Source organism: Actinomycetota bacterium, assembly GCA_035640355.1.
Lineage (GTDB): Bacteria > Actinomycetota > UBA4738 > UBA4738 > HRBIN12 > CALGFI01.
This window is the reverse complement of record DASQWI010000018.1, coordinates 1-15,716: the sequence shown is the minus strand read 5'-3', so window position 1 is coordinate 15,716 and position 15,716 is coordinate 1. Positions and strand designations below refer to the sequence as shown.

Sequence of the window (15,716 nt, the reverse complement as noted above, 5' to 3'; positions counted from 1 at the left end):
AGCGGTATGTAAGGCGCGGCTCAGAGTTTCCGAAGGTGAATCCGGGGACGTAGCTCAGCTGGTAGAGCACCTGCTTTGCAAGCAGGGGGTCGGCGGTTCGAGTCCGCTCGTCTCCACTGGTTGATTTCAAGCTGTCACCCGGCGAACTGACCACACGCAAAACGAGCGCGGGCGGCCCTGGACACAGGCCGCCCGCTCGCGAATCACCGACGAAGTCCGGGAACAGCCGAACGAATTTGTGTGCTTACCCAGCCAGCACACGGCCCCGCATCGCCTCGAGCTTGCCCGCGTCCCACAGCGCGTAGCCGTGGGAGCCGACGCGCTCCGCAAGCACGCGGCCCTCCATCGCCCCGAGCTTGCCCGCGTCCCACAGCGGGGCGCCGACGCTGGCGGCCTCGCGGCTGGAGGTGCGCCCCGCCTGGGTGAGCGCCACCGCGCTCATGATCAGGGCGGCGGCTGCGAAGACGGACACCGCCGCGGCCCAGAGCCTGAACCCCACGGGCTGGCCCGGAACTTCGATGGTTCCCGCTTTCGTGCTCATGCCTTCTCCTCTCTCGCCGTCCTTCCGTTCCGAGGCCGAGCGTAGGGAGGCGGTGGCGGGGAGGAATCCCCGAAATCCGTATCGATCGAGACGTCAACCGGTACGAAACGGGTCAGGACACCGATGCGTCCGGAGGGAACTTCGAGGCCAGTTCCGTGCGAGAGCGGACGCCCAGCTTGCGATAGATCCGCTTGAGATTGGCCTCCACGGTATGGACGCTGAGGAACAGGGCCTCAGCCACCTCCCGGTTGGTGCTGCCTGACGCCACCAACGCCGCCACCTTGTCCTCGGTCGGGGTCAAGGCCAGCGACGAGGGAGCACGTCCGCCGATCCGCGCCAGCTCGGCACGTGTCTTGTCCGCCCACAACGCGGCCCCCAGCCCCTCGAAGATCTCCAAGGCCTTCGTGAGCGAGCCCCGAGCCTGAAGCTTCCTCTTCGCCCGGCGCACCACCGCTCCGCGCACCAGGAGCGTCCGCCCCAGCTCGAACGGAAGGGGCAGGCGATCGTGAACCCGCACCGCCTCATCGGCTGTGGCCGACGCACCGGTGAGATCGCCCCTCGCCGCCAACACGAGCGCCCGGCACCTGGCGCCCGTAGCGATGGCCCAGGCTCGATCGAGGTTCCTGCCGGCCTCCTCGAAGGCGGCGAGGAGCGCCTCGGCCTCGTCGATGCGCCCGAGCGCCACCAGCGCCTCGACCTCATCCGGGACGATCCGGAAGTACGCGGGCTCCCCAACGCCCATAGCTTGCTCAAGCTCGACGGCCCTGGACAGATACGCATCGGCCTCGGCGGGTCGGCCCAGGGAGAGCTCGAGGAACCCCAAGACCGCCAGGTTCGGGATCTGGAGGAGGATCTCGCCGGCCGCCTCGGCGGCCCGCAGCCCCTCGAGGGCTTCCAGCCTCGCCGGGTCGGCCCGCCCCAGATGGGCTTCCACCAGGCCCACAGCGAAGTGGCCCTCCGCCGACATCCACGCCCCCATGCCGAATCGCTGGGCGCCCGCCCTGCTCTCCCGGGCGTGCTCCATGGCTGCATCCCAGTTGCCCGCCCAGCACTCCAGCTCGGCGAGGTGATAGCGGATCTGCGGGGCTGGGCTCGCGGCGCCGTGCGACGCGGCATCATCCAGGAGCTCGGTGAACGCCCGGCGGGCCTCGTCCAGGCGATCGGTGAACTTGAGGAGCTGAGCCACGGTGAAACTCGCACGCAGGACATGGGACTTGAACTCGCCCTCCATGTGGCCCTCCAGGGCGATCCCGCGATCGAGCAGCTCCTGATCGACCCCGCGTCCGAGGACGAACTCGACGAACGGATATGCCACGAACGCTTCGGCCATCACCCGTGGATCCTGCAGTGCGTCGGCCAGCTGCAGCGCTGCGCGAGCGTGCCGTTCCGATGCCGCGAGGTCTCCCCGGAACAGCCAGGCGTACCCGAGGTTCTGCTCGATCCGTGCCCTCAGCACGAGATCGTCCCTCGCCTCGCCCCGAGCAGCCTCGAACACGGCCCAGGCCCCCCGCCACCCTTCGGTCTCGGCGAGGCCCATCCCCAGGTCGAGCAGCACACGGGCCCGAGCCGGCCCGGCCATGGAGAGGTCCACCGCCTGCTCCAGAACGCTCCGCGCCAGCGAGGTGTCCCCGCACTCGTAGTGAGCCACGCCCGCTTGATGGGTCCGACGCACCAGGTCCTCGCCTCGGTCACCCGGCGTGGTGCGGCGGGCCATCTCCCAGAGCTCGGCCGCGGATTGAGGCGCTCCCCGGGAGGAGGCCAGCAGGGCGGCCTCCTCGAGCGCGGCGGCGACGGCGACGTCCGGGCCCTCGACGGACAGGGCGAGGTGGAGGGCTCGTTCCTCCGGATCGCGGACGATCGTCGCGAGCCGCGCGTGCAGCTCGCGACGCCTGGCCGGCGGGATCCTCTGATGGACGGCGGACGCGAGGAGGGGGTGGGTGAACCGGAGGCGGTCGCCGACGACCTCGACGACGCCGTGCTCGATCGCCGGACCGAGGCGAACGTCCTCCGCGGAGGGGGAGACCACTGCGGCGACCGTATCCAGCGTCGGTGCCGACAGGGCGGAGACGACCTCGAGGGCCTCGACGGTCTTGGCGGGTAGCCCCTTCAGGCGATCCTCGATGAGTTCCTGAAGGCGGTCGGGGATCGGAGGCCGTTCGCCAGCCGCCAGTTCCCCCCCACGCCGGAGGAGCGCCTGTCCGATCTCCTGGGCGAAGAAGGGATTGCCGCCCGACATCTCGTGGATGCGCAAGAGCGTGGTCCGCGGGAACCCCTCACCGACGGTTTCGAGGACGACACGCTCGATGTCGTTGAGTGACAGCGGGCCGACATGCACCGCGTGCACGCGCTCCTCCGGAAACGCCGGCAGGACGCCGAGGGGATCGACGTCGCCGTCGGATCTTCGAACGGCCGTCAACACGCCGATCGGCTCCTCCCTCAGACGCCGGACGACGAACTGCAACACGCGAGTAGACGGCAGATCCATCCACTGCCCGTCGTCGATGGCCACGACGACGGGCGCGGCGGACGCCACCGCGCGGATGCATCCCAGGACGGCCAGCGAGACGGCGCGCTGGTCGGCGCGTCCGCCGGTACGGGGCGATCGCAGGAGTGCCACCTCAAGGGCCTCACGTTGCGGCTCGGGGAGCGTCGGCAGGCTCTCGTCCAAGACGGGCTCGACGAGGTCGCCGAGGGCGGCGTACGACAGACGCGTCTCAGCCTCGACGGGGCTGCACGACAGCGTCCGGTAGCCGCGCTCGAGGGCTCCCGCCAGCCCTCGCTTCCAAACGGTCGTCTTCCCGATGCCGGGATCACCCGACAGGAGCAAGGCGCTCGGGCTGGTCGGGATGGAGTCCAGGAAGCGATGGAGGATCGCGAGCTCGGACTCGCGCCCGATGACGTCACCGGCCAAAGGCGTTCCCCGCTTTAGTGGACCCAGGATTTTAGGGATGGCGGGTCCGACACTCTCTCGACCCGTCGAGGCCCGGAGGCCCGGACCCGTTTGCCGGCCGTGAACCAAATGTGTCCCGGGTCAGCCTTCTACTGGTGGTCCCGGAGTCTCTCCATTCCTTCGGGTCACGACTACGACATGCGCTTCCAGCAAAGTGGATGGTTAACGACTTACGCCGGTCGTGCTTTGCAAGCAGGGTCGGCGGTTCGAGTTCCGTTCATCTCCACATCAAGACTGGTCAGAACCGTTGTCGGCAAGTGACAACAAAGATCGATCTACCGCGCGGGGTCGACGGAGCAGCGGCACACCGCGGATTTCACAAATACGATCGCCGGGCCGGAGTTGTGGGGAGAGCGGAGAGTAGCGACGGCATGCTAGCGGTTTGGAAAGGCTGGTGGGCGTTGGGAGCAGTATTTGGCCTTAGCGCGATCCGCCTTGGCGTCTACGATCTTCGCCATCGAGACGAGGTATGGGCCAAACGTCGCCAGCAACTTCCTGAGGAATGGTCGAGGCGCCACGGCTCCAAGTGGATCGTTCAGGAGGGGTGGGCAGGAATCCTGAGCGGACTAATTGTGTTCGTTGCCTCGACATATCGATTTCTGACCGATTGATCCGCACGCCTGCCGAGTCGTTTGGTTGGTCCCGATGAGACTGCCGTCAAGCGCTTCCCCGCAAAGTGCCAGCAAGTCCAGTCCGCACGGAGTCTGACGAAGGCTTGGAGCGGCGCGCTACGCGGTTGCCACTTCCGGGCCGGTGAGCTCCTTGAAGACGTTCACCGCAACGGCCACGACGGGAACGGCCAGCAGCGTTCCGGCGATGCCGAACAGCGCGCCACCCGCGACGACGCTCAGCAGGATCACGACCGGATGCAACCTGAGGGCTCGCCCGTAGATCCACGGAGCAAGCACATCGTTGTCGAGCTGCTGCACCGCGATGGCGACGATCCCGACGATCGCGGCGGAACCGACACCGCCCGTGACGAGCGCGACCAACACCGCGACGACACCCGCGGTAATTGCGCCGACGATCGGTACGAACGCCGCGAGGAACGTCAGGATCATCACCGGCACGATGAGCGACCCGCCCGCGATGAGCAGCGCCAGCCCGATGGCGATCGACTCGACGATCCCGAGCAGCGCCGCGCCGCGCAGATACGCGCCGAGCGTGTACCACCCGCGGGCCGCGGCGCGCTGAGCGCGCTGGCGATGATCGGGCCGCAACCGCCCCGCCGCCCACAGGGCGAAGCTCGCGCCGTCGCGGAGTATGAAGAAGGTCAATAACACCGCGAGGAACAGCCCAGCGACGATCTCGGCGGCGAAAGTAGCGCCGTCGATGAAGCGGCCCTCCGATTCGGTGAGCAACCTCTGGAACTCGTCGGCAGCTCGCGAACGGATGTTCTCGATGGCCTCACGTGAGATGTCGAACGATTCGACCAGCCAGTCCTCGACGTCGTCGAGGGCTTCTCTCAGCGTCACGCCGAGCGTTCCCGCCTCGTCGGCGATCGGGGGAATGATGACGAACGAGAACCCGACGAGTCCGGCGATGAGCACGAGCATCGTCGCCGCGGCGGCAAAGCCGGGCCGGAGGCGGCGTCGGAACACCTCGTTGACGGGCGTCAGAAGTCGCGTCAGGAACAGCGCGATGACGGCCGGCACGACCACGGGGGCCAGCAGTTGGATGACCCACAAGACGCCGAGCGTCGCCGCGGCGATGACCAGGAGACGCCAGCTGTAGGCGGCGAGCCACGCGACGCGGTGGTCGACGCGCGGCTCCGCTGGTTCGTTTCGACTCACGCTCGACGAACCGTACCCCGAGGTTCACCGCCGCGCGCGTTCGGTCAGACGACCGCGTGGTCGCCGATACCGGCGCCGCTCGCCGACGGGACGGAGAACCGCAGCACGTCGATGGCGTAGGCGCCGAGAACCGCGCGTTCGACCGTGCCCGCGTCCAGAACGCGACGCACCGGGTAGCCGTAGCGCCGACACAGATCGAGGTGCGGCGTGCAGAGCGGAACCATGCGGCCGCCGCGGTGACGGACGACGATGTCGCAGCTCGACGACGAACCCCCGCGTTGCCAGAAGCACAGTTGGCAAATGAGCGCGACCCGCTGCGGGTAGCCAAGTTCAGCGCGCCACCCGTGCTCGTGCTCGGCGACGCGCCCCCACAGGGCTACGGTTCCGAGAACGGACGGATCGCGAGTTCGCCGAAGGATGTCGATGGTGTGCGTCGCGTGGATCCCGCACGTGCAGCCGAGTCCGGGAACGGTGTGACTCCGCCGCCTGGCGCAGCGGCCGAGGACGGGTTCGCGGACGGGCCACGCCTTGCCGGTTCCGGCGATCGGGTAGAGCCGAACCTCGAGTCCGTCACTCGATCCCGCGAGCGTCCACGTTCTCCAGGCGTCGATCGCTTCGGCCAGGACCGCCGCTCCCGCCGCGGTCCGAGGCTCGGGCATCCGTCAGGGCGCCGGTTCGGCAGGCTCGGCTTCGGGGACGCGTTCCGGCTCTGGAAGCTCCTCGGGGACGGGCAGCGACACCGGCTCCACTTCGATCACTCGCTTCAGCGGTCCGATATCCACGGAGTTGGCCTCCTCGCGTGACGTGGATGAGGGTACCTCGCACGTTCCCTCGGCGCCAGAGGCCGAAACGGTCGTCGGCCGAGCGGGGCGTCACGTGCGAACGAGCTGGTAGATCCCGTTGAAATCGCTGAAGTAGACGCGCCCTCGGGGTCCGATCTCGAACGAAAGCGTTCCCTGAGGGTGGTTGTACACGATCGTTTGGCGAGCGACGTCGTCCCGCCGTCGGTTGAGGGTCAACCGCGTGACGCGCCCGTCGTTCACGGCGCCGTGGAACGCGGCGCCGTCGCTCGGCCCTCCGAGGCCGCATCCGTCACAGAACGCGATCCCGGTGATCCCGATCGCGTTCGCATAGAACGAGGCGGGGAGGATCCGGTTTGGGCCGTCCTGGTTCGTATTGGCCGGCGACGAGCCGGTACACGTCGCCGACGACCCCCATCCGTAGTTGCCACGGCGAACGATCAGATTCACCTCGTCGTTGCACGCCGGGCCGTTCTCGGTTTGCCACAGGTCGTGGGTCGCGGGATCAAAGGCGAACCCGAACGAGTTGCGGATCCCGAACGCCCAGATCCGGTTGTTGAACGGGTTCGACCACGGAACGCCGCCGGCCGGCGTCATTCGGAGGATCTTGCCGAGCTCGTTGTCGAGGTTCTGTGAGTTCGCCGCGGAATGCCCCTCGCCGACGATCGCGTAGAGCATGCCATCCCGCCCGAACAGGATACGCCCGCCGTTGTGGTACGGGCTCGAGCTTGCCGGACTCGAGAAGATCGTCCGGAGGTTCGCGCCGCTGCCGTTGCGATCCTGGTAGCGCAGGATCTGATTTCGCAGGCTGCCGTTCGCCGACCGCGTCGCGTACACGTACACGTAGGGACGGTTGGGATACCGGGGATGCAGTGCGATGCCGAGCATCCCGCGCTCGCCTTCGCCGTTCACACCACTCACCGTCTCGAACAGCCGGTCGTTGCCCGTCGCGAGGTCGATCACGCGGATCTCGCCCGAGTCCTTCTCGACGTACCAGAGCTGCCGGTCGGGTCCGAACGTGAAGGCGACCGGCTGCTGGAGGCCGCCGGCGATCTCTCTGACTCCGACGTCGGCTCGTGCGGGCGCCACAGCCAGCACCGCGATGACGACGAAGCATCCCGCGAACGTCAGCGTTCTGCGCATACTCGCTCCCGTGGTATTCGACGGCTCATGACGAACCCGATCTTCGGACGTGTTGTCCCTCGGATCGAGGACCCGAGGTTTCTCACGGGTCGCGGTCGATACGTCGAAACGGTTCGTCCGAAGGGTGCGCTGCGGGCCGTATTCGTGCGGTCCATCATCGCCCATGGACGGCTCGAAGGCATGGACGTCGATGCGGCATCGTCGATGCCGGGTGTGGTCGCGGTCCTGACGGCGGCAGATCTTTCGCTACCAGACCTTTCGCCGGCCGACGACGTCGACGGTCCGTTCGACCGTCCGGTACCGGCGTCGGAGACGGTCAGGTACGTCGGGGAGCCGGTCGCGCTCGTGCTCGCTGAAACACTCGGGCAGGCATCGGATGCGGCCGCCATCGTCGTGGCCAACGTCGAACCGCTCGACGTCGTCGGCGGCGTCGAGGCGGCGCTCGCCGACGGCGCTTCGCTGCTGTTCGCGAACGCTGGGACGAACGTCGCGTACGAATTCGAGTCGAGGTGGGAGGGGAACGTCCTCGACGGCTCGGACGTCCTCGTGCGTGTGCGCGTCGAACATCAGCGGCTCGCGCCGTCGCCGATGGAGACGAACGGCATCGTCGTCGAGCCGCACGACGAGGGGCTGACGGTGTGGGTGCCGTCCCAAGTCCCGTTCGACGTTCGCAGCGAGATCGCCGAGGTCCTCGGGCTCGACCAGAAGGCAGTTCACGTCGTGGCGCCGGACGTCGGCGGCGGGTTCGGGAACAAGGCGTACGTCTATCCGGAGCACCTCATGTGCGCGGCGGCGGCGATGCGCCTCGGGCGATCGGTGGCGTGGCAGGAGACGCGATCGGAAAGCTTCGTCGGGCTCAACCACGGGCGAGCGCAGATCCACGATGTCGAGCTCGGAGCGTATCGCGACGGCACGATCGTCGGGCTCCGCGTCGACATCGTGTCAGACATGGGGGCGTATCCGATCGGCGCGTACCTGCCGGTCACGACGAGCTCTATGTTGCCCGGCCCGTACAGGATCCCCAGGGTCGCCTACCGGGGCCGCGCCGTCGTGACGAACGCCGTACCGGTGTGGGCCTACCGAGGGGCGGGTCGACCCGAGGCCGCGGCGTCGCTCGAGCGCGCCATCGACGTGTTGGCGGATGAGCTCGGCGTCGATCCGATCGAGCTCCGACGCCGCAACGTGATCCGACGCGACCAGTTCCCCTTCACGTCGGCGACGGGAGAGGTCTACGACACCGGCGACTACGACCGCGCGCTCGACGAAGTGACTCGGCTCGCCGGCTACACGTCGCTCAGAGAGGAGCAACAGGATCGGCGGCGACGGGGCGACGTTCGGCAGATGGGGATCGGCGTTTCGTTGTACGTCGAGGTCACCGGGTTTTCGCGGAAGGAGTTCTCATCGGTCGAGATCGCGGACGACGGGTCCGCCACGATCCGAGCCGGCACATCGGCACACGGACAGGGACACGAGACCGCGTTCGCGCAGATCGCCTCCGGCGTGCTCGGGATCCCGATCGAACGCGTTCGCGTGATCCACTCGGACACCGCAGAGGTCGAGCGCGGAGAGGGAACGTTCGGCTCACGCTCGTTGCAGATCGGCGGGACGTCCGTGTTCCGTTCGGCGGAGCAGGTGCTCGAACGCGCGCGCCGCGTCGCGGCGCACATGATGGAGGTCGCGCCGGAGGACGTCGTCGTCACCACCGATGGACAGCTCGGGGTGGTCGGCGCCCCCGACGCATCCGCGTCCTGGGCCGATGTCGCGTCGGCGGTCGCGGACGGAGCGCGATTGCCCGACCACCTGCGAGGGGAGCTGTCCTCGAGCGCTCGGCCGTTCCAGCCGGGCACCACGTTCCCGTTCGGAGCGCACCTCGCCGTTGTCGACGTGGACGTCGAGACGGGCGCCGTTATCCTGCTTCGACTGATCGCCGTCGACGACTGCGGTCGCATCCTCAACCCGCTCCTCGTCGAGGGGCAGGTGCACGGTGGGCTCGCGCAAGGGATCGCCCAGGCGCTGTTCGAGCAGGTCGTGTACGACGAGCTGGGCACGCCCGTCACGTCGAACCTCTCGACGTACCAGATGCCCGCGGCGTCGGAGCTCCCATCGTTCGAACGCGGTGTGCTCGAGACGCCCACACCCTTGAACCCCTTCGGCGCGAAGGGCATCGGGGAATCCGCCACGGTCGGCTCGACGCCGGCCGTGGTCAACGCCGTCGTCGACGCGCTTTCACCATTCGGCGTTCGGCACCTCGATCCGCCCCTCACGCCCGAACGTGTGTGGCGCGCGATCCATGACGCGCGCGGCCGAAACGCGTAGTTGCCGCCGTATCATCGCGGCGTGATGGGCCGGGTCGCCGCCGCCGTGCTGAGTATCGGGCTCGTCGCGACCGCGTGCGCCTCCGACTCCGACGTAGGAGCGCCGACACCCTCGCCGCCGACCGGGGGCACGACCTCGCCGACGTCCGAACCGACCGATGGCGCGACGCCCGCCATCGTCGTGAAGCAACCCGTGTCCGGCGAAGAGGTCGTCAGCCCGGTGACGATCGCCGGTACTGCAGACGTCTTCGAGGCCACCGTACACATGCGCGTCCTCGACAGTGGCGGTCTCGAGGTCGCGGCGAGGTTCACCACCGCGACGTGCGGCTCCGGCTGTCGAGGCGAGTTCTCGACCCAGCTGTCCTTCTTCGTGGAGAAGACTCAAGATGGAACGATCGAGGTATTCGAGTTGAGCGCGGAGGACGGCTCCCCGATCAACGTCGTGGCCGTGCCGGTCGTCCTCGTCGCCGGCTGATCAACGCTCTTTCACGGTTCCGGCACCTTCGTCGCGCTGCTAGTGTCTGCGGCCGCATGCCGGATACCCCACTCTGGGAGCAGCGGTATCGCGCACCGACGCGGACGTTCCCCCATTGGTCCCGCCACGCGCCCGATCGACTCGTCTACACGTCCGACGAGAACGGCTCGTTCCAGGCCTACGCGTGGGATCGAACGACCGAGACGCATCGCCGTGTCTCGAACGAACCCGTGGGCGTCATCTCGGCGACCGTCTCGGCGGACGGGGGGGAGGCGATCTGGTTCTCCGACCCGACCGGCGACGAGTCGGGCCGGTGGCTTGCCGAGCCGTTCGAGGGCGGCTCGCCTCGCGAGCTGCTCCCCGGCGCGCCACTGGGCTGGCCCGACGGTCTGAGCGTCGGTTTGCACCTCGTCGTCGGTGTCATCGCCGACCGCAACGGGTTTGCGCTGTACGTGTCCGAGGATGGCGGCCCGGCGAAGGAGATCCACCGCGACGCCGACTCGATCTCCGTGGCGGCGACGGACTTCCATACCGAGGGGTTCGGACTCGCGGGAATTTCCGCGGACGAGGGATTGGCGTGCGTTGCTGTCGCGCAAGACGGCGACAACATCCATACGGCGTTGCGCGTCATCGACCCTCGGACCGGTGCGGTCGTAGGTGAGCTCGCCGACGGAGCGGGCCACGCGCTGAGCGAGTACGCCTGGTCGCCGGTCGAGGGCGATTCGCGGCTCCTGATCGGGCACGAGCTCAACGATCTGATGCGTCCCGCGCTATGGAATCCCACGACCGGCGGGCGAACCAACGTCGAGGTCGATCTTCCCGGCGAGATCGTACCGATCGACTGGTGGCCCGACGCGAGCGCGATCCTCGTGGCGCATGTCTACCGAGGCCGCGACCGCCTGTACCGGCTCGAGCTGGCGACCGGAACGCTCACGGAGATCCTCCATCCCCGGGGCGAGATCCACGGCGCGCGCGTTCGACCCGACGGGACGGTGTGGCTCCGAGTTTCCAGCGGCGATCGGGCGTCGCGGGTGCTCGATGACCGCGGCGAGGAGGTTCTCCCCGCACCGCCGGGCGGCGTTCGCGTCGGCGCGCCGTACCGGGAATGGGTGTTCAAGAACCCCGCCGGCGATTCCATCCACGGGTGGGTCGTCACGCCCGAAGGACCCGGCCCGTTCCCGACCTACCTCAAAGTGCACGGCGGTCCGAGCTGGCTGTATCTGGACACGTGGTGGCCGGACGTGCAGTCGTTGATCGACGAGGGGTTCGCCGTGGCGATGGTGAACTACCGCGGTTCGACCGGGTACGGCCGCACGTTCCGAGACCACATCATCGCGAACATCGGCTTTCCTGAGGTCGAGGACGTCACGTCGGGGCTCGACGATCTGATCGCTCGCGGCGTCGCCGATCCCGAGCGCGTTGTGATCGGCGGATGGTCGTGGGGCGGATACATCTCGCTGCTCGCGCTCGGAACGCATCCTGACCGGTTCGTCGCCGGTGTCGCCGGCGTACCCGTCGGTGACTACATGGCCTCGTACGACGATTCAGCGCCCTCGTTGCAGGCGTACGACCGCTCGCTTGTTGGCGGGGTCGTCCACGACATCCCCGAGTTCATCGCCGAGCGCTCACCGATCACCTACGTCGACCGGGTCAAAGCGCCAGTGCTGGTCCTCGTCGGTGAGAACGACACGCGGTGCGTCCCTGCTCAGGTTTACGCGTACGTCGACGCGCTCCGCAGCGCGGGTGGCGATGTCGAGGTCTACTCCTACGCCGAGGGCCATAGTTCCTACGTCGTCGCCACCGAGATCGACGAGTGGGGCACCGTCCTCGAGTTCCTCAAGCGCCGCGTTCCCCGGAGCTAGCGCCTCACTCGCCGCCGGTGATGTAGTTCCGCCACACGCCGTCGGCGTCGATCGCGAGCCGGGGCCCGAGGTAGTGACCCTGCTCGACCATGATGTCGATGTCGCGATCGGAGAATCCGAGCGACGCGAGATCTTGGCGCTCTCGATCGGTCAGGTTGGCGAAGTCGCTGTCGACGAGGTACGGCCACAGGTACAGCGTGCCGTACCCCTCGATCGCCAACGGTTCCGCGGGCCCCAGCGCGAGGATCGCCGGAATCGGGTCCAGGACCGTCGGGTCGCTGCGCCACTCCGGGATCGGATTGCTCCCGTCATCGAAGTTGTAGACGAAGGTCATCGGGTCCAGGAGCGACTTCAGCAGCTCGAAGTCCAGATTCAGGACGCCGTCGTAGATCAACCGAGCGGTCTCGTCCGTCGCAGGAGGCACGGCCGTCACATCGACTGGAGGCGGCTGCACCGGGCTCGGTTCGGAAACAGATGCGGACGGAGTCGGTGAAGGAACGGGCTCGAATGGGGCGGGCAGCGGGATCGCCGTCACCCCGAGCGCACGGCCACGGCCATCGACGACCTCGATCCACAACACCGCCGGATCGTTGAGGGGCGGCGTCGTCCACTCCCACGTCTCGGCGAGGGGGATGGTGTCTCCGTTCACCGCGGAGTCCGAACTCGGACCGGTGACGACCTCGACGCTGATGCCGATGGGGGCCCACGAGTCGGCGACCCTGGTCGGGTCCAGCAATGTGTTGGCCAGTTGCCCGGACACGTTGACCGAGTCGTCGTCGAGCGCGACGATCCGGTTGACCTCGATCAGCGGGCTCGAGACGCGGGTGACGCTCCAGACGCCGTTCGGGCCGGTCCGCCCGAGTTGTGCGAGCTCGACCGTTATGGGAGGGACGGGGTCGCCGAACGTCGGGTTCACGACGTTCACCGTTGTTCCGTCTCCCCGGTCGTCGACGGCCTCCGTGCCGAACTCGTCCGGCGGCCACCCGAATGCGTTGACCGCGAGCAGCTGCGCGGTTCCCACGGAGTCGGTTCGGAGCGGCTGATGTCCGTCGTCCACCTGCGCCTGCGTGTCGGCCAGGCCGGTGGCGTCGGTTTCGGGCCAGATGCCCTGGAACGGGCGCACGACCACGCTTGGGTTCGGTGTCTCGTCGTCGCCACCGATCGTCGGCGTTCGATCGGTCGACAGCAGCGTCGACGCCCCCACGGCCACCCCGGCGATGAGGCCGACAGCGAGACCGACTGACAGCGTCGCGTTGAGCACGCGCTGCTTGCGGGCTCGCTTGATCGTGCGCCGCTCGAGACCCGGCGCCACGTCGACGTCGCGTACCAGCTCGAACAGCTCCTGGCGAACCCTCGTCTCGTTCATGTCACGCATCCCGGTTCAGCTCCTCACGAAGGCGGTCCATCCCGCGCGAGACCGTCGACTTTACCGTTCCGATGGGGATCCCGAGCGCCTCGGCCGTGTCCGCCTCGCTCAGGTCCTCGTAGTACCGAAGGACGATCGCCGCCCGCTGCTCGGGTCGAAGCGTCATCAGCGCGCGGCGCATCCGGTCGCGTTCGCCAAGGTCGGGTCCGGGCGCTGTCGCCTCCGGCCGCTGCCACGCGAGCCACGCTCGTTCGACCTTCCGCCGCCGAAACTGCGACCGGGAAAGGTTCACGATCGTGCGGCGCAGGTACCACCAGAACGCGTCAGGATTCCGAAGGTCGCGGAACCGCCCGAGCAACTTCACGAACGCGTCCTGCACCAGGTCCTCGGCGAGCGCGCGTTCACCGGTCAGGAGGAACGCCAGGCGGGTCGCCTCGGGCGCATGGACTCGGAAGAGCTCCTCGAGTCTCCCGCCGTCGCTCCGTTCGGTTTGCGGACGTTCGGCCGTCACGACCATCTCACGCGCAAGACGCGCAGGGTCCCGCCGAAGGTTCCATGAGCGCGAAGGTGGGCCTACCAGCGGCCGCGGAGGCGTTCGGCCTCGGCGACGCGCTCGACGGCGATCTCGTAGCCCGCCTCGCGATGCGTGATGCCGCGTTCGTTGGCTCGAGCCAGCACCCGGTCGGTCGCGGCGTTCGTGATCTCGGATAGGCGCTCGTTCACTCGGTCCTCGCTCCACGTGTCGCGCTGGAGGTTCTGGATCCACTCGAGGTACGAGACGACCACGCCGCCGGCGCTCGCCAGGATGTCCGGGATCACCGTGACGCCACGCTCCTGGAGCAACACGTCCGCCTTCGGCGTGATCGGGTAGTTCGCCACCTCGAGGACGAGGTTGGCCCTGACCGAATCGGCGTTGTCCTCCCGGACGTGCTCCTCCATCGCGGCCGGGACGAGAACCTCGCAGTCGAGGCCGACGACGTCCTCTCCGTCGATGATGTCCGCGTTCTTGAACCCGACCACGCTCCCCGTCGAGCGCTTGTGCTGCAGCACGGTGCGCGGATCGAGTCCCTCCGGGTTGTGGATCCCGCCGCCCGAGTCCGAGACCCCGATGATCCGGTAGCCGACCTGCGTGGCGAGGGTGGAGAACCACCACCCGGCATTGCCGTATCCCTCGACGGCGATGCGGATCCGGTCGCGCGACCAGCCGCGATGGTGCGCGATCCGGTCCAGGGCGAACAGCGCGCCACGTCCCGTCGCCTGCTCCCGCCCCAGCGAACCGCCGAGCGCGATCGGTTTGCCGGTGAGGGCAGCTAGCGCGTCGCCATCGCCGGAGACGCGCCGGTACTCGTCGGCCATCCACGCCATCTCTCGCGGTCCGGTGTTCACGTCCGGTGCCGGGATGTCGATCCGGGGTCCGATCACTGGTGCGATCTCGCGGATGTATGAACGAGATACGCGCTCGAGCTCGCCTTCCGACAGCCGCTTCGGATCGACCCGAACACCGCCCTTGCCGCCGCCGTACGGGATGTCGACGAGCGCGCACTTCCACGTCATGAGCGCCGCGAAGCACTGGAACTCGTCTACCGAGACCGATGGGTGGAACCGCAGGCCGCCCTTGTACGGACCGCGCGCGTTGTTGTGCTGGATCCGCCAACCCGGAAACGTGCGGATCTCGCCGTCGTCCATGGCCGCCCGGACCTGCACCTCGGTCTGGCGCTGGTGAGTCTGCAGGAGGGCCCGGACGCAATCGTCGAGCCCGAGACGCTCGGCGGACGTCTCGAAGAACGTCTGCACGGCCTCGAAGGCGCCCATCTCCACTCGCCCCTTCCTACGGGGCGATTCTGTCACTCTTCAGGTTCGGTCGTTCGGGCCCGACTGCTGCCTGCGTACACTCGGTTCGTGAGCGTTTGGGTCGTCCTTTCGGCCGTGCTCATCGGCGTGGTGATCGCTTGGGTGGGGTTCACCGCCTTGCGCGCGGCGTCGGGCGTCGGAGCGCGGCCGCGCCGACCTGCTGGGGTAGAAGACGTCGAGGCTCTCGACGTCTTCCTGGTGTGTCGAGAGTGTGGAACGGAGTTCCGCGTCACGCGGCTCGGTGAGCTCCAGGTGCCGCGGCATTGCGGCGAGCCGATGGCGGTCGTTCAGCGCCCCGCCCTGCCCTGACCGGGTCCGGCTCTCCCCCGAACTTTCCACAGGAATCGAACACCGGATCTGGCGCTTTTCAACAGTCTCTCCCCAGCCGATCGGGGCGCGCCCCCTCTATCGCCAGTTCGTGGCGGCGATGAATCCCACGGAGACGATGCCGAGCCCGACCCACAGCCAGAGCGGTTGATACTCGCCGGGGAGGAAGTTCATGTAGTTGGCCACGATGACGGTGATCCCCACGACGATCAGACCGAGAACGACGTAGCCGTACCAACGCGGGCTTGCCTTCGGCCGCTTCCGCGTCGGCGGGGGCGCATAGGGGCGGGAGG

General features: G+C 68.2%; 13 protein-coding genes and 1 tRNA gene. 5 read left to right on the top strand and 9 right to left on the bottom strand.

Going from position 1 to position 15,716, the window contains the following annotated elements; all coding sequences use genetic code 11:
* Positions 1–43: 43 nt before the first annotated feature.
* Positions 44–116: transfer RNA gene (locus VFA08_09815), tRNA-Ala, on the top strand.
* A gap of 128 nt (positions 117–244) precedes the next feature.
* Here the strand turns inward: VFA08_09815 and VFA08_09810 are convergent.
* The 5 genes from VFA08_09810 to VFA08_09790 form a co-directional block, all read right to left on the bottom strand.
* Positions 245–541, bottom strand: coding sequence for a hypothetical protein (locus tag VFA08_09810; GenBank protein ID HYZ13885.1), 297 nt, complete (start codon positions 539–541; stop codon positions 245–247).
* 112 nt (positions 542–653) lie between these two features.
* The gene (locus tag VFA08_09805) at positions 654–3,452 is read right to left on the bottom strand and encodes an AAA family ATPase (GenBank protein ID HYZ13884.1); all 2,799 of its coding nucleotides are present in this window, start codon (positions 3,450–3,452) and stop codon (positions 654–656) included.
* A 767-nt stretch (positions 3,453–4,219) separates the two neighbouring features.
* Positions 4,220–5,284, bottom strand: coding sequence for an AI-2E family transporter (locus VFA08_09800; protein HYZ13883.1), 1,065 nt, complete (start codon positions 5,282–5,284; stop codon positions 4,220–4,222).
* A gap of 44 nt (positions 5,285–5,328) precedes the next feature.
* Positions 5,329–5,943: a hypothetical protein gene (locus VFA08_09795; GenBank protein HYZ13882.1), complete on the bottom strand. Its 615-nt coding sequence runs from the start codon at positions 5,941–5,943 to the stop codon at positions 5,329–5,331.
* Between the two features lie 213 nt (positions 5,944–6,156).
* Complete coding sequence (locus VFA08_09790) at positions 6,157–7,227, bottom strand: PQQ-dependent sugar dehydrogenase (GenBank protein ID HYZ13881.1); 1,071 nt, start codon at positions 7,225–7,227, stop codon at positions 6,157–6,159.
* Positions 7,228–7,254: 27 nt separating this feature from the next.
* Between VFA08_09790 and VFA08_09785 the strand changes: the two genes are divergently transcribed.
* From VFA08_09785 to VFA08_09775, 3 genes are read left to right on the top strand one after another with little or no spacing between them, the layout of a single operon-like run.
* Positions 7,255–9,543, top strand: coding sequence for a xanthine dehydrogenase family protein molybdopterin-binding subunit (locus tag VFA08_09785; protein ID HYZ13880.1), 2,289 nt, complete (start codon positions 7,255–7,257; stop codon positions 9,541–9,543).
* Positions 9,544–9,567: 24 nt separating this feature from the next.
* Positions 9,568–10,017, top strand: coding sequence for a Gmad2 immunoglobulin-like domain-containing protein (locus tag VFA08_09780; GenBank protein ID HYZ13879.1), 450 nt, complete (start codon positions 9,568–9,570; stop codon positions 10,015–10,017).
* 56 nt (positions 10,018–10,073) lie between these two features.
* Positions 10,074–11,879 (top strand): prolyl oligopeptidase family serine peptidase, encoded by a 1,806-nt coding sequence (locus tag VFA08_09775; GenBank protein ID HYZ13878.1) that lies wholly within the window; start codon positions 10,074–10,076, stop codon positions 11,877–11,879.
* 4 nt (positions 11,880–11,883) lie between these two features.
* On the opposite strand, the gene VFA08_09770 is transcribed toward VFA08_09775, so the two are convergent.
* The 3 genes from VFA08_09770 to VFA08_09760 all read right to left on the bottom strand — a co-directional run bounded on the left by VFA08_09770 (position 11,884) and on the right by VFA08_09760 (position 15,057).
* On the bottom strand, positions 11,884–13,245 hold the full coding sequence (locus VFA08_09770) for a hypothetical protein (GenBank protein ID HYZ13877.1): 1,362 nt from the start codon (positions 13,243–13,245) through the stop codon (positions 11,884–11,886).
* Position 13,246: 1 nt separating this feature from the next.
* Positions 13,247–13,756: a SigE family RNA polymerase sigma factor gene (locus tag VFA08_09765; protein HYZ13876.1), complete on the bottom strand. Its 510-nt coding sequence runs from the start codon at positions 13,754–13,756 to the stop codon at positions 13,247–13,249.
* Positions 13,757–13,818: 62 nt separating this feature from the next.
* Positions 13,819–15,057: a Glu/Leu/Phe/Val dehydrogenase gene (locus VFA08_09760; GenBank protein ID HYZ13875.1), complete on the bottom strand. Its 1,239-nt coding sequence runs from the start codon at positions 15,055–15,057 to the stop codon at positions 13,819–13,821.
* Between the two features lie 87 nt (positions 15,058–15,144).
* Between VFA08_09760 and VFA08_09755 the strand changes: the two genes are divergently transcribed.
* Complete coding sequence (locus VFA08_09755) at positions 15,145–15,405, top strand: hypothetical protein (GenBank protein ID HYZ13874.1); 261 nt, start codon at positions 15,145–15,147, stop codon at positions 15,403–15,405.
* Positions 15,406–15,501: 96 nt separating this feature from the next.
* Here the strand turns inward: VFA08_09755 and VFA08_09750 are convergent.
* Positions 15,502–15,716, bottom strand: a 215-nt coding sequence (locus VFA08_09750) for a cell division protein CrgA (protein ID HYZ13873.1), incomplete at its 5' end; no start/stop codon positions are given.